Below are 20,857 nucleotides of genomic sequence, written 5' to 3' on the forward strand. Positions count from 1 at the left end.
GTAACAAAATTACTGCCGCTTCAAAATCAGTAGCATTAGCAGGTTTGGATGAAGCAGGAAATGTTTTGGTGAGTCAACAAGTTCCTGTAATTCAGTCTGATAGATAAATAATGCAAATAGACTTCAAATGTATAGTGAAAATAGAATTTCAGCTTCTATGGATAAATTTACGATTAAAGAAATAAGTTTTGTTGGCGAAGTACCAATAAAATAAGAATTGAATTAAGACGAGCAATCAGTTGAACCGACCTCAAAAAAGTTGAACTTTTTTGAGGTCGGATTTTTATTTAAAAATGTCTTGAGAAATAAGTAAATCATAGTATGCTGTAAAAAAAATGGAATCAAATAATTAAAAGAAACGAACTTTTGAGAGTTAATACAAGTAAGAATTTCTTCAAGTATTTTTTATGAGTTTAATATTTATTTTGACAAAAAATGATTTCTAAAAATTTTATTATTTTTTTAGATTGTGTTAAAAAAATAATAAATACTACTATTTTTTTATTTAAAAAATAACAAAGTAATAAAAAAATTCTGAAAGATGGATTGTGTTTTTAGAACTAAATAAAACAAAAATGATAAAAAACGGCATAATATAGGCATTTTTAAAAATAAAAAATATTTTTTTAATTAATTAAATAGATAAAAAAAGATAAATTTATTTTTTGATAACATAATGCCGAAAGAACGCGCTTTTTCTATTTTGTTATTACTTTAAACACACTATTTAAATATTAAAAAATAGTCATTAAAGTTTATCTCCTTATAAGAATAGGTAATTTTTATATCGTTAGGGAACATACAATTAGAATCTAAAATAACTATTTTTGTACTTGGTATAATCAGAAGAATAAGCTGTAGATACAATGACGAATAATTTAATGAATAGGGTGTTCGGAGAAGTAAATATTATCGTGTGACAAAGAAATTATTACGAGAGTAAGGATACAATTGAAAATAAAAAAACATTAATGAAAGTTCATTTTAGCACTACCGTAATTTTCTTTTATTAAAAGTGTTTGTTCTTAATAATTAAAAGTAGGAGGACATAGTAATGTCAAATAAAAAAAATTTAACGAAAGCGAAAAAAATTCGCAAACAATTACTAGCTGCATCAGCCACAGGATTGTTGCTTGTTTNCGTTCAACCTAGTAGATAAATAGTGTTTCAAAATTAGAAAACAATATGTATATTGGAAATAAAATTTGAGTATCTACGAATAAATTTACTATTGAAAGTTTAAATTTTGGTTGTGACCGATTCGTTTTACTTTTGAAGCACTGATAAAACAAGAATAGCAACTAAGACGCTTGAAGTAGTTTTCGAAGGTTACTTCAAGCGTTTTTTTATGAATATAGTGTTTCTTTCGATATAAAATAAATTTAATCTAATTTATTTTATTCTTTTTTATATAAAAAATTAAAAAAACGTCAATAAATTTTTCTTTTTCTTCATAAAAAAAGTATATTTGTAAGCGGAAACATAATAAAATAACCTTTATTTCTGTAATTTAAAAACATAAAAATAACAAAAAACAGTATTATAAAGGTATTTTTAAAAATAAAAAATAATTGTTTTATTGATTAAATTGATAAAAAAACGAACAAAAAGTTAAATAGATAAAAAAAGATTGAGGAATGTTTTGATAACATAAGATATAGAAATAACAGGCTTTTTTTATTCACTGTTCTCATGTTTGCAAGTATAAATTTTTAATATTAAAAAACAGTTTTAAAAGTTTAACTCTTTCTTTCTTTTTTAACTACTTAGAAGAATTCTTTATCAAAATAATTGTAAAAAAGAAAAAAGTAAATTTTTATAATGATAAGGTAAATAATTTTCAGACAGTTAGGAGAAATGAAGATGAAACTAGAAATTGGTATTCGTGTTTCTGCACCTGCCGTGTCAAAAGAGTATGCTGTAGGTAAAATATCTAATATTTTAACGAATGTAGTGATTGTAGAAGCAGGTGTCAAACATTATGTAGTGACAAAAAAAGTATTACGAGAGCAAGGATATATTGAAGAAGATACTACTTCAGGGGGAATAGACGCATGAATGAAAAAATCATTTTTTATTCATAAAGCAAGTCCATTCGATATGTTACTGAGTGGTAATTAAAAGGAAGATTATTTGTAGAAACGAGTGTTTAATTCGTTGAAGTATTATTAATGATCGCTAAGATAGTTCATAGAAAAAAGATAAAGAATTAGCAAACCACTAGGAAAAATTTGTTTGCTAATTCTTTCAAATATAAAAAAATACTAATCGAAGTTCATGATGCATGTAGCAATTTTTTTTATATCTGATGATAATGAGCTTAATGAAATTGGATAAATTTTTTTGCTATCGTAATTTTCTTTCGTTAGAAGTGTTCGTTCGCAAATAATTAAATGGTCGGTATCCTTAATATATTTAGGCACATCATCTAATGAATAGTAAAGAGTTGTGTCAATCAATAGATCACTAGTTGACATTCGTTTTTCTAAGGAATTTCGAAAAGAGATATGCGAGGTTTCACTTTCAGCAACAATGACGATTCCTAATTTAGACTTATTACCATTAGTTAAGATAAAAGAGGTCAATTGGCAAAAGGCTTGAAGGTGAAAATAAGGAATTTGCTGAACTGGTGTGTCCAGTTCTTCTCGCCATTTTTTTAAAATAGCTTTTACTTTATTTAGTAATGCAAGTTGTTCTGCACTTAAGAAAATATGCTTGGTAACCAAAAAGTTCCCGATATTTAAAGCACTCGTGTATAACAAATTAAACAGTGGAACCTCAAATAAAATATTACCATATAAGTTAATACCAAATTCTTTTTCAAACATTTCAATTAATAAATCAATTTCTTTAAAGTTTGATACTAAGCGATTTCTCACATAGTAATAGTCGATTTCTACCATAAAATAATTAGGTGCATTGTAAGGTAAAGTGCGATAAATGATAGCTAAGTAAACAAGCTCTTCATCTGATAACGTTTCTCCATTTTGTGTAAATATTTCTTTAAACATATTAAAAATAAGACCGTCTTCAGAAATACTCATTATATCTTCAGGTATAATCACAGGAGTGCTTTTTTGACGTGATAGTGAGAGATAAATAGCTAATTTGAAAAATATATATTGTGTTTTATTTAAACGACTGGATAAAATATGGAGTATTTTGTCTGCATATATTTCAGATTTGTTCATAATTTCGGGGTCAACTTGCGTATCTAAGTAGTCACAGCGCATCCAGATAGAAAGAATCAAAAAGCGATATTGTAATTCATGGGATTCTTCTGGAGTTTTAGCAATTGGAGAAAGAGCTTCTGCAAAATATTGTTCCACATCTTTTTTTATCTTAAATACTTTAGTAACAGACAAAAATTCTTCATCTACGAGTGTTAAATAATCATTTTCACCCATGATATACCTAGAGCAGACTCTTAAAAAATTGGAATCTTGATAGATTTGTTTAATGAGGTCATAGCGACGAATCTCAGGTTTGAAAAAAATCAACAACTGGCTGCTAGTCATCTTATAGTAATCGATATCTTCTTCTAAACGAATGACTAGCTTTTGAAAATCGGCTTTAATTGTATTAAACGTTACCCCTAATCTTTCAGCTGCTTCACTGACGTTAATCTCTTTTAATTCAAATAAAAATTCAACTAATTTCACTTTTCTAATGATATCTTTTTCTATATAGTCTTCAATCATTTTAAATCCTCCTAAACCAAATCTGATCATCTTTATCTTAGTGAACTCCACTGAACATGACGGAAAACCTCATTTATTTGATTATTTAAAACAGTGCTAATTAAATACAAATAAAGACAACCGTAATTATTCTATAAACAATTTCAATTGAGATTTTTTTTATTATTATTTTTTTGACATGGTTCTATAAAAAAATTAGGAAAGTATTATAAGGAAAAATACTATACTAATAGAGCTAATTAAATTTTATTTTTAATCCATTGTAAAGATGTATAAGGAGAGAAGAACAGATGAAAAAAATAATATCACTAAGTATGTTGGTTTTGGCATTGGCAGGATGTTCTGCTGGAAAGTCAACGGATAAGGTAGCAGATAAGTCAACGACAGAATCAACGAAGCAAATAACTCAGACAAGTCAAACAAGTAGTGAAGAGACTTGGATAGATAAACAAGAGATGCAATTAAAACAGTTAACAAAAATTGCTGAAGAAACCATTGCTCAACAAAACAAATACGACCAAAAGAAATTAAAATTTATCAAAGAAACATTATCAACTGCTGACTTAAAAACAATAAAAGTGAAAGACAAAGAATATAAAAACGTGAAAGAAATTTATGGGAAATATAGTTATGAAGGAAAAGAATCAGATTTTGATTTGATTTTATCTTTTGAAAAACCTGATTCACTAGATAAATACACAGTAATCAAATACGTAACAAATGTTGAAAAAAATAATTTTAGTAAGATTGATTAAGAAAATGTAGCTGTAATTGTATGTAGAATCAACAAAAGCAAGGAGTAGATGTTGTTTGACGGCCTTTCAAATTTTCTAAAAAACATTTATCTAACGTACTGAACAAATAGGTTTTAAATAATTTTATTTAGGGAGAATCAAGAGGATAAGGATGGAGCAAACAGTAAATATAGAAAGATTCTGGCGTATCATAAAAAAAAGGAAATTTGCTATTGTCATTTCAGCTTTATTAGGTTTAATTACTTCAATGCTGTTAATTGCATTTGTCTTAGTTCCAAAGTACGAATCGCAAGCGCAGTTGATTGTTACGTTGCCTAAAAATGAAACAGCAGATATCAATGATGTTAACAGCAATTTACAGATGATTACAACTTATAAAGACATCATTACCGGCGATTTGATCATGAATGAAGTAGCAAAAGATTTAGAGAAAAATTTTGGTGTTCATCTGACTATTGAGCAGCTAAGAAATCTTATAAACATTAAACAAAAAGAAAATTCTCAAATGTTTTCAATTGTTGCTACGGATCCAGATCCTAAACTTGCACAATACATTGCAAATACAACTGCTGAGAAATTCCAGAAAAATGCAAAGCAGTTGCTTAATGTTGATCGTATTTCAATTATTTCTAAAGCAACTCTTAGTAAAAAGCCAACTGAGCCGCATAAAAAAATGGTTCTAGCAAAAGGACTCGTTACTGGTTTGTTTATTGGATTGATGTTTGTGCTGATTTTAGAGTTTATGGATCGAACGATTAGTGACAGTGACACGATTCGAAATGAGTTCAATACGGTAGTGTTAGGTAGTATTCCCTATATCGATGAGAAAGACATCAAGCAAAAACGAAAAAAAAAATAAGGGTGTAATTCATGAGAAAAACACGAAGAAAAAGAAAAACACGAAATGGTGCTGTTAGAAAAAACTTAATTACAATAACGGATAAAACTTCCCCTATTACAGAACGCTATCGAACCATTCGGACAAATATTCAGTACAGTTTTCCTTATGGCGAAAAATTACAAACTTTAGTCATTACTTCTCCTGGAGCTGGGGAAGGTAAATCAACTACAGCTGCCAATTTAGCAGTTGTTTACGCTAATTTTGGTCAACGTGTATTGATAATTGATGCAGATATGCGTAAACCGACGTTGGACAAGATTTTTTCTTTGGAAAAGCACGTAGGTTTAAGTACATTGCTAGGGACGAATGTCAAGGTGGAAGAATGTATCCAAGAAAGTTTTGAAAAAAATCTTTTTATTATGACTAGTGGACCGAAGCCACCTAACCCGGCTGAATTATTGGGTTCAGTACGTTTGGAAAAAATGATTGAAGAATTAAAAAATATGTATGATGTGATTATCTTTGATACACCACCGTTATCTGCAGTGACAGATGCACAGATATTGGCATCAAAGGTAGATGCTACAATTATGGTAGTAAGTGAAAAGTTAACCAAAAAAACAAATTTTCAGATAGCCAAACATTTGCTTGAATTAGTGAATGCTAATGTTTTAGGAGTCGTTTATAATGCTTCAAAAGAAGACGAGGATCAAGGGTATTATTACTATGGTTCATAAAATGGGTCATTTCTAAAATAAACGATCCTATAAAAATAACTATAGAAAGTGCGTTAGCCAAAACACTTTCTGTAGTTATTTTTCGTGGAATGACATTTTTTTATTTTTTAAAATAATTATTGCTGAAACTAAAAAAAACTAAAAAAAATTAAGTTGGTGTTTTCGTAGAATAAAGGGCATAACAATGCCTTTAGTGAGCAGAATATCAGTGTTTTTTTGGTGCTGATTATGGGCATATGTCGCAGTGAATAAAAAAAAGGATGGTTAAAAATAATAGCTAGTAACTGTAGAGGTATTCTGTAATATGCAATAATTTCTGATCTAAAAATAAAAGAAAAATTTTAAGAAGTAAGAAAACATAGAAAAAGGAAAGCACGTAATTGATAGGAACATTTATTCCTAACGATAGTTATTTTTTTAAGCCGACTTAAAAAGTAACGAAAAGATGATTGAAATAGCCAACAGAAGTAAAACAAAAAAAGCTAAAAATATGATTGTTCCTTTTGATTAAATTTGCAACCAATGAAATATTATTCGATAAATTTTTCTTCAGATTAGTTGTTAGAGAAGAGGCGTTATTCATTAGTAATCCAGTTTTTATCAATAATTTTAATTATTTACTTTTTTTAAGAGATAGTGACTGACGCAAAAATAGCTTTAAGTAGAGTAGGTTATTTAGCTCAAAAATATAGAAACAGCGAAAAATTGATTGAGTAGATCTTACTTAAATGATTACGTCAGATATTTCGATATATCGTTTAGAAAAAAGAATGTGCGGTTCTAAAATTAGATGATTCAAGAGTTTTAACAATGAAAAAAGCTAGTAAAACAAGCCAAGAGGTATCTTATAAAAAAACGGAGTAGTTGGATGATAAAAAATAACTTTCTTTAGGTTAGTTGGTTAAATGAACCTATTTGAGAAAGAAAGGCGGCAATGGAATGAGGGAAAATATTGAAGTAACAAAAGAATTGCAAAAACAGTTTAATCCAAAAATTCAATTTTATCGAGTCAAGTTAGAGCAAAAAAAAATTTATGAGATATCTAAAAGAATCCTAGATATTGTCCTGAGTTTCATTGGGCTTGTTGTTTTATCCCCGCTTTTACTTTGGATTGCTTTAAAGATCTATCTGGATGAGCCGGGACAGCCAATCTTTTTTTCACAAAATCGGGTAGGTAAAAATAAACGGTTGTTTAAAATATATAAATTCCGTTCGATGTGCGTGGATGCAGAAAAAAAATTACCTGCATTACTTTACAAAAATGAAGTAGAAGGTGCTATGTTCAAGATGAAAGAAGATCCACGAATAACAAAGTTTGGAAAATTCATTCGTAAAACAAGCATGGATGAGCTGCCACAATTATGGAATGTTTTAAAAGGAGATATGAGTCTAGTTGGTCCACGTCCTCCTTTGCCGCGAGAGGTCGCTCAGTATACGCCATACGATGAACAAAGATTATTAGTTAAACCGGGGTGCACGGGATTATGGCAAATTAACGGGCGCAGTAACGTCAATTTCTCTGAAATGGTGTCTTTGGATTTGGAATATATAGAAAAGCGCAGTCTTTCTATGGATTTCAAAATCATTTATCGAACGGTTTTTGTCATTTTTCATCCAGAAGGAGCGTGTTGAAGTCAAAATGAAAAAAAAAGTTCTGCTAATCAGTGAATCAATGGCAGGCGGATTGCGAAAACATCTCATTCAATTGATTGAGTATTTAGACCAAAACAAATTTGAAATCTACTTCATTCACGGAACAGATAAAGCAGATAGCTGTTTTATGAATCAATATGAGAAACTAAAAAAAATAGCCACTGTTATTCCTTGTCCTACATTTACCAGAAATCTTCATTTTAAAAATGATTTTGCTACTTATCAATTTTTAAATCAACAAATCAAAATTATTCAACCAGATATCGTTCATTGTCATAGTTCAAAAGCTGGGGCATTAGGGCGTGTAGCAGCTAAAAGAAATCATATTGATCGGATTTTTTATACGCCTCATGCCTATTCCTTTTTGTCGCCAGAGTTTAAGTCACTCAAAAAAAAGGTGTTTGTATGGATCGAGCGGCTGCTAAGCAAATATGCGACAAAAATGACATTTAATGTATCTGAAGAAGAAAAGACAGCGGCGATCAACTTGCATTTGGACAGATCTGCTAAGTTTGCAGTGATTCATAACGGCTTGCCTGAGATAGTACTTCCCTCTAAAAAAGAAGTAAAAGAATCTTTAGGGTTGAAGGAAACGAATATTGTCGTTGGTAATAACGCACGGTTGTCTTTTCAAAAAGATCCTTTTTTGTTTATGGAGATTGCAAAAGAAGTCATTCAACAAAATGATAATTATCATTTTGTGTGGGCAGGAGATGGCCCACTTTTCAAAGAAGTAAATGATTTTTTAATAGAAAATAGTTTGACTCAAAATGTTCATTTATTAGGAGAAAGAACCGATAGCGAACAGATTGTGGCAGGCTATGATCGCTATTTGATTACTTCAAAATATGAAGGGCTACCTTATTCTTTAATTGAAGCGATTCGAGCAGGTGTTCCTATTATCGGTAAAAAAGTAACAGGGGTCGAAGAGATTATTAGTCAAATCAGTGGTGGACGTCTATTAAATACAAAAGATCCTAAAAGATTTGCACAAGAAATACTCAATGAGGCACAAACTTATGATAAAAATCAAATTATTGAAGTGTATCAAAAAAATTACTCATTAAATCAAATGATTCAAAAAATTACAACATATTATCAAGGAGAAAGTTGAAAGAAGGAGTAGGAGTGGAACAAGAGTTGAAAGGGAAAAAAATACTATTCATTGCTTGGAAATTTTACGATTATCCAGAACTGATTACGAAAGAATTGGAAAAGAAGGGAGCAAAAGTAGATTATTATAATGCATTACCTTCTGATTCACATTTAAAAATGAAACTTTCGACTAAATTTAATGGTTTAAGAGAAAATTATTTAAATCAAATTTTGACGAAGGTGGCAAAAGAACGCTATGATTATTTTTTTGTCATCAATCCAGTCCTATTTCCTGAAAAGTTTATCAAGAAATTAACAAAGGAATTAGGTGATATTCCTAAAATTGCTTATTTATGGGATTCAGTTGCTACATTTTCTCAAGTTACAAGCTATTTTGACTACTTTGATTATCTGTACAGTTTTGATGCAAGAGACTGTCAAACATATTCAAAGTTAAATTTTTTACCATTATTCTATACAGACTCTGATCAAAATAAGAAAAAAGACGAACGCTATTTATTTTCTTTTGTTGGGTTTGGCCACAGCATGCGGTATTCATTTGTTAATCAAGTAAAAGAACTTTGTGAACAAGAACAATACACCTATTATTTCAAATTATATCTTCCTTCAATGTGGCATTTTTATTATTACAAGTACAAGACAAAAACACTTGCATCAGCTAAAAAAAATGAGTTTATCTATCGACAACTTTCTCAAAAAACAGTAAGTGAGATCGCTGCGAACAGTAAAATCGTTTTAGATTTAGAATTAGCCAATCAATCAGGATTGACTATGCGCACAATAGAGACACATGGAATGAAAAGAAAATTGATTACAACGAATCCAGAAGTGAAAAAATATGATTTTTATCACCCAACGAATATTTGTGTGGTAGATCGAAAAAAACCAGTGATTCCCCAAACGTTTATTGAATCAGATTACCAAGATTTAGAGGAAGAACTTTATAAAAAATATCAATTAGCAACATGGTTGGATCAGATTTTTAACGGAAAGAGGTAGACACTTTGGAGAAAGTTAGTGTAATTGTTCCCATTTATAATGGGCATTCTTATTTAGAAACGACGATTCAGGCGTTATTGGATCAGCCATATGAAAATATTGAATTGATTCTCATTGATGATGGCTCACAAGATGATAGTTATCAAATTTGCCAGCGATTTCTTGAACGAGATGATCGAATCGTGTTGATTCATAAATCAAATGCAGGAATCTGTGCAGCACGTAATACTGGTTTGGCTTATGCCACAGGTGAATTCGTTAGTTTTATTGATCAAGACGATACAATAGACAGCAACATATACGTCCATTTAGTGAAGCAAATCGGGCAAGCAGATATGATCGTAGGTAGTAAAAAAATGCAGTTGATCGATCAAAAACAAGCAGTCCGATCAGAAGTGAACTATGTTTATGAGAAAAAGTTGTTAAGTAATCAAAAAGATATTGCGGCTGCTTTATTTAATTTAGATCATCAAATGACTTTTTTTCATTTATGGAATTGTTTGTATCGTCGAAAAATAATTGAAGATTACCAACTGAAATTTGATGAAAGATTTCGCTATGGCCAAGAAGACACTTTATTTAACTTCAATTATGTTTCTAAGTGTCAAACAATCCAACTAGTACCGGAAATTGTTTATGTATACAGTCAGCGGGAACTGACCAGTACTTCACTTAAAAACAATCCGTTAGTAATTGAAGACTTTAAATGGTTTATCGACACGCTAAATCATCTTGAATTTAGTAAAGAGGCATACTTTTACTATAAGAAATATGGTTATACTTATTTTTTAAGATACGGCTTAAGTATATATTCTCAATTTGCAAGAAAAAAAAATAAGCAAAAAGAAGTGTTGCAACAGATACATTGGCTGCTGTCTCAGACTTCCACCAATGAACCTGTAATTGTAGAAACTTCTGCATTTTATCGGCAATATTTAAAATTAGCCAATCAATTAATGAAAAAACAGAAATATCGCGCATTGAGTCATTTGATTCAAGGAACTACGACGATGAAAAAAATTGTAAGCAGGGTGTCTTCTTAATGATTCTCACACTTTATTTAACGGTACTGATAATAAATATTTTTGCAGTCTTTAGAAAGAAACCTAATAAATTATTGCTTTTGTTAAGTGTGTTTATTTTAGGATTAATATTTGCCGGCGGAACCGAGAACACCGATATGGTTTATTACAAAGCCACTTATTTTAATGACGCACAAATCAAATATAAAGCAACAGAATTTGGTTTCTACTATTTCGTTCAGTTGTGTCGGCAATTTCATGTCGGTCTTTTTGGTATGCGGGGCATGGTATTTCTATTTTCACTTCTTTTGATTAATCCAACGATCAAAAGGTATTGTAGCAACAGTCACTTTTTTATAGTTATATATACGTTATTTTTATTTTTTATTGATACGATTCAGTTGAGAAATGTAATGGCTATTGCCATAGTGATCTACTTCTTTCCATGTCTATTAGAAAACAAACGAATAAAATATTTCTTTGGGGTTATTTTTGCAAGTTTTTTCCATACCATTAGTTTGTTTTATTTAATATTTTTGTTACTGTCTTCGAAAAACAAAAATTTTTTTATCCAGATCACTATTGGTGGTGCAGCTATTTTAGAAATGATCTATACCATCTATAACGGTACACCACCGTATTTAAATTATTTAATTGAAGGATTTTCCACAAACTATGGGCGAATTCAACAATACACTGAAACGATTACCAATGGTTCTCTTCAAGTAGTTGCGCTTTTCTTATTAAATGCTCTGTTGGCTTATTGGGCGAATTTAGCTGTTCCAAAAAGTACGATTAGTCCAAAAAATAAAATGTTCTCACAGTATGTGTTTTATGCATCCGTACTTTTATTGATGTTTCTCCCTTTACTTTGGTATTCTGTTGAATTTTATCGTGTAGCAAGAGGAACATTACCTTTAATTTATATTTCGGTCATTAATGCATGTTATAAATACAAAAAAATGACCTACTATCAACTCGTGTTAGTGTGTTTGCTAATAATTAATTTAGCAGCATGGTTTTATATTTCTTACTTTTCAATTTCGATGCCAGATAGGATTTTTAATCCGTTATTTTATCATAATGAACTTCTATAAGAAAGGACAAAATACAGTGAGTATCTTATTTTTGAGTGGAATTTCGGCAGAAGAAAATGGTGGAATTTTTAAAAAAATTTGTTCCCAAGCAAAGTATATGAGTAATCATAAAAAAAAATGTTGGCTGCTTTACTACTTTAATCAAGAAATACGTATCCGTGAATTTTATGACACACGATGGACGAATGACAGTAAGCTAAAAGACACATTTGCAAGGAATAACCGTCAAAAGATAAAAGCCATACAAGAAGCAGCAAAAGACCTATTGCTAACAAAAAAATGGACATTTTTTTATTTTCGAGATCAATATTATACCCACATCATGCATCAATTGTTACGCATTTCTAAAGAAAAAGGCATTCAAACAATTTTAGAGATTCCTACTTTTCCTTATTATAAAGAACAATGGAATGTTTCTCCAAATAAGCTAAAAGGTGGATTAAGTTTAGCATGGAATTATTTTGGGGATCAATTATATAAAAGACAATGTAACAAAATTGCTGTTATTGCAGCAAAAACATTAGGTAAGAAAACATCAAAGATGATCCCATTTTACAATGGCGTAGACCCAGATGTTTTAAAAGTCAATCTTTATAAAAAAAGGGAAGAACAATCAGTCTATCGTATCATTGCAGTAGGAAACTTCTATCCTTATCATGGATTGGATCGCTTGGTGGAAGGCTTAAGGCTTTATTATCAAACGAAGACAAGTAAAGATCCAGACATTTTTTTTGATATTGTAGGCAGCGGTTCAGTAATTGGTGAGTTAAAGCAATTAGTTACTCGCTATCAATTGCAAAAAACGATTATTTTCCATGGGTATAAAGACCGTGAAGAACTAGAACAGATTTATAAGCAAGCGTCTATCGCAGCTGGAACGTTAAAGTTGCATTTGCGAGGTGCTGATAATGAGACAGCAATTAAAGTGTCAGAGGCACTTTATCAAGGAATACCAATCATCACTTCAGGACAAACGCCATTTTTTAAAGCAATAAAGCAGAATATTCATCAGGTAAAGGATGACGATTCTCCTATTTCAATTGATGAAATGCTTCATTTTTTAGACAAAAAACAATCATTGATTGAAGATCAGGTGTTACTTGACCTTTTCTCATGGGAAAAAATAATAGCGAACATTTTCGCGTTTAGGAGTGAAGAATAATGAAAATATTAGTAACTGGAGCAAATGGCTATTTAGGAACAGGAATTGTCAATCAATTGCTTAAAGATGGCTATGAAGTAGTAGCCACAGATGTCAGTACCGACCGAATAAATAAAAAAGCTGCTATTTATCAAGAAAGTCTTTTCAATATAGAAGATCCTTATCATTATTTTGGTGAGCCGGATATTTTGCTTCATCTTGCATGGCAGGATGGCTTTGTTCATAACGCCGAAAGTCATATTAGAAATTTATCTGACCATGCGTTATTTTTGAAAAAGTTTTTCTTATCCGATATTGATAAAATTGCAGTCATGGGGTCCATGCATGAAGTTGGTTTTTATGAAGGATGCATTGACGAATTCACCCCGACACATCCAATGAGTTATTACGGGATTGCTAAAGACTCTTTAAGGAATTTTAGTTCTTTCATGGCAAAAGAAACAGGTAAAAAATTTCAATGGTTACGTGCGTATTATATTGTCTCTAATCAACCAGGAGGAAGTTCCATTTTTTCAAAAATTTTTGAAAAAGCGAGCACTCAAGAAAAAGATTTTCCTTTCACTATGGGAGAAAACCAATACGATTTTCTTGATTATGATGAATTTTGTTTGCAGGTGGCCGCAACTGTCGAACAAGATGAAATTACTGGTATCATCAATATTTGTTCCGGTTATCCGGTTAAATTGAAAGAACGCGTAGAAAAGTTTATTACGGATAATCAACTTGATGTTCGTTTGATGTATGGTGCATATCCGGATAGAAAATATGATTCTAAAGCGGTATGGGGAAATAACAAAAAAATTCAAAAAATTTTAAATCAGTATAAAAATAAAAAGTATAGTAAGGTGTAATAAATGAAACTATCTGTTTTTGGTATGGGCTACGTTGGACTAGCCAATGCGTTACTGCTTGCGCAAAATAATGAAGTCATAGCTTACGATATCGATCGGGAAAAAATAAAGCAGTTGTCACAAAGAAAATCGCCTATTGAAGACAAAGAAGTACAAGACTTTTTAACAAATGAAGCGTTAAATATTACCTTTACACAAGACTTCAAAACGGCAGCATTATTTGGTAAGTATATTCTTATTGCTACGCCAACAGATTATGACGAACAAAAAAATCTTTTTGATACTTCTACCATCGAAGCAGTTATTGAAGAAGTTCAGGCGTTGAGAAAAGATGCCGTTTTTATTATTAAGTCAACGATACCCTTAGGTTATATTCAATCTTTGAAAAAGAAATACCACTCGAATAATTTCATTTTCTCGCCAGAATTTTTGCGAGAAGGAAAAGCACTGTATGATAATTTATATCCTTCTCGAATTGTTGTAGGGGAAAATACCAAAAGAGGGCAAGAAATTGCTATGCTTTTTAAACAAAATGCAAGAAAAAAAGAGATTCCTATCGTGCTAACGGGTTCAATGGAAGCTGAAGCAATCAAACTATTTTCAAATACGTACTTGGCATTACGAATCGCTTACTTTAATGAACTTGATACTTACGCAGAAATTAATGGGTTGAATACTGCGCAAATCATTTCAGGTGTGTCGATGGATCCTAGAATTGGCGCTTACTATAATAATCCTTCCTTTGGGTATGGCGGCTATTGTTTACCCAAAGATACCAAACAATTATTGGCTAATTATCATCATGTGCCAAGTGATCTCATTCAAGCCGTGGTGAAAGCCAATGACACAAGAAAAGAATTTATTGCCGATCAGATTATTAAAAAGAATCCTAAAGTAGTAGGAGTTTACCGTTTAACAATGAAGTCAGGATCTGATAACTTTAGATATTCTTCTGTTTTAAGTGTGATGCATTATCTGAAAGAAAAAGGAGTAACAGTGATTATCTACGAACCTACTGTAAAAGCTGGTTATTTTTCAGATTTTGAAGTAATAAAAGAGTTAAATAAGTTCAAAAAAAACTCAGATATCATTTTAGCTAATCGCTTTGATCCCAAGTTAAAGGACGTTAACGAGAAGGTATACACTCGAGATATATTCGGAAGGGACTAATTAAAGTGAAACATGTACTCAAAAATTTTGGTTACCAGTCTCTTTTTCAATTAACAAAAATTATTATGCCCATCATCACAGTACCAATTGTTTCTAAAGCACTAGGACCTAGTGGATTAGGTATTTTTAATTATACAAATTCGATTGCTCAATATTTTGTGTTAGTTGCCAGTTTAGGTATTGCAATGTATGGAAATCGAGAAATTGCTTTAGTTTATCATCGAAAAGAAAATATTTCTAAAATTTTTTGGGAAATATGCTTGTTAAAAGTTATTTTAACAAGCATCACGCTTGTTGTTTATTTTTTATTTATTTCTTTTTTGGATAATAGATTTTATTTTTATATTCAAAGTCTTACTATTTTAGCTGTTATGTTTGATATTTCATGGTTTTTTATGGGAATAGAAGATTTTAAAAAAAATAGCATGACGAATCTAGGAATTCAGTTTATTACGTTTATTCTGATTGTTTGTTTTATCAAGGATTCTTCTGATACGCGCTTGTATGTTTTGTTACAATCATTAGGCACTTTGTTGTCACAAGTATTTACTTGGTTCTTTATCCGCAAGCATATTGATTTTAAAAGAATCCTATTAATAGATAGTTTACGACATGCACGAGCATCTTTTGAGTTTTTTATTCCGCAAGTAGCGATTCTTCTTTATACAAATTTAAATAAAACGTTGTTGGGAATTTTTATTGGCAGCACAGCTGTTGGATATTATACAAATTCTCTCACGATCAATACAGTATTTATTACAATCATCACAACTGTTGATATGGTTTTATTGCCTCATATGAGCGGTTTGTATGCAAAAGGAAATGTCAAAAAAATGGTAGCCATTATTGATAAAACCATCCATTTGCAATTGTACTTTAGTATTCCTGCGATGTTTGGTATGCTTACGGTTTATGATAAATTAGTTCCATGGTTTTTTGGTAAAGACTTTCTGTTTATTAATAAAGTGATTCCGATTTTTTCAATTTTGATCGTGGTGATGCCGTTAGGAATGTCTATTTCTAGACAATATTTAATTCCAATTGGCAAAGTGAAGGTCTATAATAAATCTGTATTGATCGGTGCGGTCATCAATATTTTATGTAATTTGATCTTGTTACCATCTATTGGGTTCTTTGGCGTTGTTTTTTCCAATATTTTAGCTGAAATTTTTGTGACAATGGTTCGTACCAATTCGTTCTTAAAAAGAACTAATTTTCGCTTTCACAAAAGAGAATTACAGATCATTTTCAGTTCAGCCATTATTATGTGGTTGGTGACACGAATGGTCACAAAGGCAATGCCTCCGACATTATTGACCAATTTAGTTCAAGTAACTTTGGCACTTTCTATTTATTTAGTGTTGACGACATTTTTAGGCTATAACCCTATTTTAAACAGCCTAAAAGAAATGAAGGAATGATCGAATAAGATTTCATTTTATTTAATTTCAATGAATAATCATAAAATATTTTTTTTAAATAAAATTAAAAAAAAAAATCTTTTATTGTAAAAGAGTAAATACAAATGGTTTTGGCTAGGAGCAATCCTTCCTATTCTTAAAATTCAAACGAATCGTTCCTACAAATACCTTTAATGCGATACTTGATTGCTTTGAGTCCAACCATTGTATTTACAATTATTTGTTGGAGGGCGAGATCTATGAGTAAAATTTATGAGGTAGCTACTATTAATACAGGTGGCCGTAATGGAAAAATCTATTCACAAGAGAAAAAGTTTTTATATGAGGTAGCAGCACCTGGCTCACAAAATACAAAGGCAACAAATCCAGAAGAACTTTTTGCAGCAGCTTACAGTGCGTGTTTTAATGGTGCTCTAGAATTAGTTTTATCTAGAAAGAACATGAATCAGTCAAGTTCAGTTAAAGCAACTGTTTCCTTGTTAAATCATGGGGATGCAGATTTTACAATAGAAGTCGTTTTATCCGTTTATATTAAAGAAATGTCAAAAGAAGAAGCAATGAAACTTGTTGAAGAAGCAGATAAGGTTTGTCCTTATTCTAAAGCTTTAAGAGGTAATGTTAATGTTACTTTAGAAATTAGTGAGATAGAATTTTAAATTTAAACGAATTCTTCAATTTTTATTTTAAGAAATAAAAGCATTAACCAAATATATTAGAAAAGCAATGGGGGAGCTTTTCTAATATATTTTTTTTTTATAATTATCTGTTTCAAACATTAAATTATAAAAAAAATAAATTTGTTGTTTTATGTAAAATAAATATATAGGGATATATTATATTATCTGCTTTATCTCTTATACTCTCTTACATGAGGTTGGAGTGAAAGTTCCAGCCTCAACTCCTAAAAAAGGACTTCCAGTTAGGATATCTTAGCGGAACAATCGCAAAGGAGGCTAAAAAATGAAGTTATGTGTATGGTGTTTAACGGTATTAACTAGTTTTTTTCTTGGAATGTTTGTAATGTGTGCATTTAACATTCCTCAAGAAAATGACCTCAATGAACCAGTTGCAATTAAAATAACCAATATGTCGAATTCTTCAACACAAGAGGCACAGTCCACAACACGGAAAAATTTCAACGGATCATTAAAAGAAGCGATTAAAACCTATCAAAACTGTTATATGAATCAATGCAATACACCTGTTATGGACAATAAAACAGTTAATCTGTATAGTGATGGATTCACGGTGAAAAATGAAGAAAAAGAATATAATTTAGAATTTTCGACGGAAATAAACAAAACTAAAACAACAGATCAAGAATCTAAAAAAAAACAAGTAGCTTACTATCAGGCGGTTCGTAGAAAAGCGCAATATCAAAAATTTAAAAAATTTATTGAAAGTTATTAAAGTTATATGAAAACAATCAGAAACAACTAAATCTAAAAAAGTGGTTTTTGAAAGTATCATTAGATAAATTAGATGGTGACTTTAAGAAAAATAAGTAAGCAAAAATGCCAACGTTGATGTCTATCTAAGTTATGTAAAAAATTGAGGGAAAATAATTAAATCAGAAAGCGACGACGGTAAATATTTTTGCCGCAGTCGCTTTTTATTTTGTCCATTTAAACTTTTTTTGGCAGTTGTTCATAAAAGGCTGCTTTTGTAGCAGTAATATAAGGGTTTAACCATAAATATCCAATTCCTGCTGTTAATATGGCTAAAATATGCCAGCCGATAAAAGAAAGATCGAGCCAAAATAATTTTCCTTTGTAACCGTTCATTAATTTACGACTAGCAGTAATGGTGTCTAAGACTCGAGGTTTTTCACCCGTTTGTGCTACAACATCATAGTAGATAAAGTAACTTTGCGAATAAGAATAGATTTTGATAATTCCAGGAATAACAAGCAATAAAGCCCATAAGCTAGTAAAGATAGATAGCAAAATTGCTAATAAAATTACTCCACCAAAAAAGGATTTAGTGAAAGCACGAAAGGCATCTTTAAAAGGCACGATTTGTGTTTTTGTTCCACGCAAGATATCTAAATAAGTCCATGAGATGCCGCTCATGAATAAAGCACTAATAACACCAGAAACAATGCCACCCCCACTTGATGCACCGTTACTCTGATTATTGATTGATTCTTGTATGATAGTTGTATCGCCATAAGAGCGAGCGATTAGCAAAATCGTCGGAATCGCAAGAACCATAATAATAGCAATCGCAATTAGAGTAGGGATTAAATTTAGTAATACCGCTTGGCCCCAGCGGCCCTTCAAGCTATCTTTTGCTTGTTGTTTCAGTTCTTTAGAAGATTGCACACATTTCACTCCTTTTTATTCATGAACTAAGTATAACAAAAAAGACCTATTTTTACTTTATTTTAATTTTCATTTTTACTTGAAATATTGTTCTTTTTACCTATTCTAGTCTCTTGCGAAATAATTGTTACTAAGAGCTTTTTTATCCTTTAGCGGCAAGTAAAAATGCAAAATTTATTGAAAAAAATTAATCCAAAATTTAATATTAAGTATATGGTCTTTCCTCCTCCTTTTTTATTTGTAAATTTATTTATACCATTTCTTCATTCATAAATTCTGTAAAAATGTAGAAGAGGAGTCAATCAGTGTTATCCAATTTCTTAATAAATGCAAAATGATAAAAAAGAAGGATAAATGAAAGCGTATAAAAGGTGTTGCAAAAAATAGCTGGAACAATTATGATGATGGGAGTTATAGAATTTTCGAGTGTGAAAATCCACTATTTCAATAGTAGAATGACAGCTCGTCAATGTACTGTAAGAATGTAGGGAAACTTACATTTAGAGAATACGTAAATACTTTCGTATTCCAACAAAGAAGTTGAATTGCTGGGAACTCGTAAAGCTAACTTAACGACAACGTAGAGATAATTAAACTCAAGCGTGACCGTAGCAAAAGCAGAAAAAATAAGTTAGATGGTGTAAGGTTAAATCCTAAAAATTTGATAATCGAAAATCAGCATCCTAAAAATAGGAAGTTTCAACGACTGTTCCTCTTGAAGGAAAGTACACATAAGCGTGTGGAGTGTCAGCAGTGCAATTATTATAGAGAAAGTAGGGAATTGAATGTCACAACCTGCCATTCGTTATCGTTTAATTAAAAAAGAAAAACATACGGGGGCTCGCCTTGGCGAATTAATCACCCCACATGGAACGTTTCCTACGCCGATGTTTATGCCGGTAGGAACGTTAGCGACCGTTAAAACATTGTCACCGGAAGAATTAAAAGCGATGGGCGCTGGGGTTATTTTAAGTAATACGTATCATTTGTGGTTGCGACCCGGTGAAGATTTAGTTGCAGAAGCAGGCGGCTTGCATAAATTTATGAATTGGGATCAACCAATTTTAACCGATTCTGGAGGTTTCCAAGTCTTTTCATTAAGTGACATGCGTAACATTGAGGAAGAAGGTGTACACTTTAAAAATCATTTGAATGGGTCAAAAATGTTTTTATCACCTGAAAAGGCAATTGCTATCCAAAATAAATTAGGTTCTGATATTATGATGAGTTTTGATGAATGTCCGCCATTTAATGAGAGCTATGCGTACGTTAAAAAATCAGTTGAACGTACTTCGCGTTGGGCAGAGCGCGGGTTAAATGCTCATGCAAATCCATATCATCAAGGTTTATTTGGAATTATTCAAGGAGCTGGGTTTGAAGATTTACGCCGTCAAAGCGCACAGGATTTAGTTGCTATGGACTTTCCCGGCTATTCGATTGGCGGTTTGTCTGTCGGTGAACCTAAAGCAGAAATGAACCGTGTACTAGAATTTACCACTCCTTTGATTCCAGAAAATAAACCTCGTTATTTAATGGGGGTTGGAGCAGCTGATTCGTTAATTGACGGTGTTATTCGAGGAGTGGACATGTTCGACTGTGTCTTACCAACTCGGATTGCTAGAAATGGTACTTGTATGACTTCACAAGGCCGTTTAGTGGTAAAAAATGCCCAATATGCGCATGATTTTCGTCCGATTGACGAGAAATGTGATTGTTATACTTGTAAAAACTATACGCGTGCGTATATTCGACATTTAATTAAGTGTGACGAAACATTTGGGATACGTCTTACTTCTTATCACAATCTCTATTTCTTGTTGAATTTGATGAAGCAAGTTCGTCAAGCAATTATGGATGATCATTTATTAGAGTTTCGGACGGCTTTTTTTGAAGAGTATGGCTTTAATAAAGAAAATGCTAAAAGTTTCTAATCTTTTTATCTAAATTTAAGTAAAAAACTAGTGTCTAGCGCCATTTTCTGCTAAAGTTGAAATTGTGGATACATGTT

At 31.1% G+C, this 20,857-nt stretch carries 18 protein-coding genes; 16 read left to right on the forward strand and 2 right to left on the reverse strand.

Features of this window, described 5'->3' with window-relative positions; genetic code table 11:
* The first annotated feature begins 1,863 nt into the window (after positions 1-1,863).
* Positions 1,864-2,058, forward strand: coding sequence for a hypothetical protein (locus RV14_RS06015; protein WP_071855393.1), 195 nt, complete (start codon positions 1,864-1,866; stop codon positions 2,056-2,058).
* A 206-nt stretch (positions 2,059-2,264) separates the two neighbouring features.
* On the opposite strand, the gene RV14_RS06020 is transcribed toward RV14_RS06015, so the two are convergent.
* Positions 2,265-3,701: a helix-turn-helix domain-containing protein gene (locus tag RV14_RS06020; protein ID WP_174544640.1), complete on the reverse strand. Its 1,437-nt coding sequence runs from the start codon at positions 3,699-3,701 to the stop codon at positions 2,265-2,267.
* A 290-nt stretch (positions 3,702-3,991) separates the two neighbouring features.
* Here RV14_RS06020 and RV14_RS06025 point away from each other — a divergent pair, with 290 nt between their 5' ends.
* From RV14_RS06025 to RV14_RS06090, 14 genes are all read left to right on the forward strand, one after another.
* On the forward strand, positions 3,992-4,456 hold the full coding sequence (locus tag RV14_RS06025) for a membrane lipoprotein lipid attachment site-containing protein (RefSeq protein WP_071855394.1): 465 nt from the start codon (positions 3,992-3,994) through the stop codon (positions 4,454-4,456).
* A 151-nt stretch (positions 4,457-4,607) separates the two neighbouring features.
* Positions 4,608-5,315, forward strand: coding sequence for a YveK family protein (locus RV14_RS06030; protein ID WP_071855395.1), 708 nt, complete (start codon positions 4,608-4,610; stop codon positions 5,313-5,315).
* 11 nt (positions 5,316-5,326) lie between these two features.
* On the forward strand, positions 5,327-6,034 hold the full coding sequence (locus RV14_RS06035) for a CpsD/CapB family tyrosine-protein kinase (RefSeq protein WP_071855396.1): 708 nt from the start codon (positions 5,327-5,329) through the stop codon (positions 6,032-6,034).
* Positions 6,035-6,973: 939 nt separating this feature from the next.
* On the forward strand, positions 6,974-7,666 hold the full coding sequence (locus RV14_RS06040; RefSeq protein WP_071855397.1) for a sugar transferase: 693 nt from the start codon (positions 6,974-6,976) through the stop codon (positions 7,664-7,666).
* Between the two features lie 7 nt (positions 7,667-7,673).
* On the forward strand, positions 7,674-8,801 hold the full coding sequence (locus RV14_RS06045) for a glycosyltransferase (RefSeq protein ID WP_071855398.1): 1,128 nt from the start codon (positions 7,674-7,676) through the stop codon (positions 8,799-8,801).
* A complete protein-coding gene (locus RV14_RS06050; protein WP_245785480.1) occupies positions 8,798-9,802 on the forward strand; it encodes a WaaS/CpsH family glycosyltransferase in 1,005 nt (334 codons plus the stop codon). Before RV14_RS06045 ends, RV14_RS06050 begins: the two co-directional genes overlap by 4 nt.
* 5 nt (positions 9,803-9,807) lie before the next feature.
* Positions 9,808-10,845: a glycosyltransferase family 2 protein gene (locus RV14_RS06055; RefSeq protein WP_071855399.1), complete on the forward strand. Its 1,038-nt coding sequence runs from the start codon at positions 9,808-9,810 to the stop codon at positions 10,843-10,845.
* Positions 10,845-11,921, forward strand: coding sequence for an EpsG family protein (locus tag RV14_RS06060; RefSeq protein ID WP_071855400.1), 1,077 nt, complete (start codon positions 10,845-10,847; stop codon positions 11,919-11,921). Before RV14_RS06055 ends, RV14_RS06060 begins: the two co-directional genes overlap by 1 nt.
* Positions 11,922-11,937: 16 nt before the next feature.
* Positions 11,938-13,083: a glycosyltransferase gene (locus RV14_RS06065; RefSeq protein WP_071855401.1), complete on the forward strand. Its 1,146-nt coding sequence runs from the start codon at positions 11,938-11,940 to the stop codon at positions 13,081-13,083.
* Positions 13,083-13,934, forward strand: coding sequence for an NAD-dependent epimerase/dehydratase family protein (locus RV14_RS06070; RefSeq protein ID WP_071855402.1), 852 nt, complete (start codon positions 13,083-13,085; stop codon positions 13,932-13,934). Before RV14_RS06065 ends, RV14_RS06070 begins: the two co-directional genes overlap by 1 nt.
* 3 nt (positions 13,935-13,937) lie before the next feature.
* Positions 13,938-15,104, forward strand: a complete 1,167-nt coding sequence (locus RV14_RS06075) for a nucleotide sugar dehydrogenase (protein WP_071855403.1) — start codon at positions 13,938-13,940, stop codon at positions 15,102-15,104.
* Between the two features lie 5 nt (positions 15,105-15,109).
* Positions 15,110-16,525 (forward strand): flippase, encoded by a 1,416-nt coding sequence (locus RV14_RS06080; protein ID WP_071855404.1) that lies wholly within the window; start codon positions 15,110-15,112, stop codon positions 16,523-16,525.
* 239 nt (positions 16,526-16,764) lie between these two features.
* Positions 16,765-17,181: an Ohr family peroxiredoxin gene (locus tag RV14_RS06085; RefSeq protein ID WP_071855405.1), complete on the forward strand. Its 417-nt coding sequence runs from the start codon at positions 16,765-16,767 to the stop codon at positions 17,179-17,181.
* Positions 17,182-17,485: 304 nt separating this feature from the next.
* Positions 17,486-17,935: a hypothetical protein gene (locus RV14_RS06090; protein ID WP_071855406.1), complete on the forward strand. Its 450-nt coding sequence runs from the start codon at positions 17,486-17,488 to the stop codon at positions 17,933-17,935.
* A 215-nt stretch (positions 17,936-18,150) separates the two neighbouring features.
* On the opposite strand, the gene RV14_RS06095 is transcribed toward RV14_RS06090, so the two are convergent.
* Positions 18,151-18,849 carry a DUF975 family protein gene (locus RV14_RS06095; protein ID WP_071855407.1) on the reverse strand — a complete coding sequence of 233 codons (699 nt, stop codon included), beginning with the start codon at positions 18,847-18,849 and terminating at the stop codon, positions 18,151-18,153.
* A gap of 785 nt (positions 18,850-19,634) precedes the next feature.
* Here RV14_RS06095 and tgt point away from each other — a divergent pair.
* A complete protein-coding gene (tgt, locus tag RV14_RS06100; RefSeq protein WP_071855408.1) occupies positions 19,635-20,780 on the forward strand; it encodes a tRNA guanosine(34) transglycosylase Tgt in 1,146 nt (381 codons plus the stop codon).
* The last annotated feature ends 77 nt before the right edge of the window (positions 20,781-20,857 follow it).

Origin of the sequence: Enterococcus ratti (assembly GCF_001886195.1) — a bacterium.
Taxonomy (GTDB): Bacteria; Bacillota; Bacilli; order Lactobacillales; family Enterococcaceae; genus Enterococcus_B; species Enterococcus_B ratti.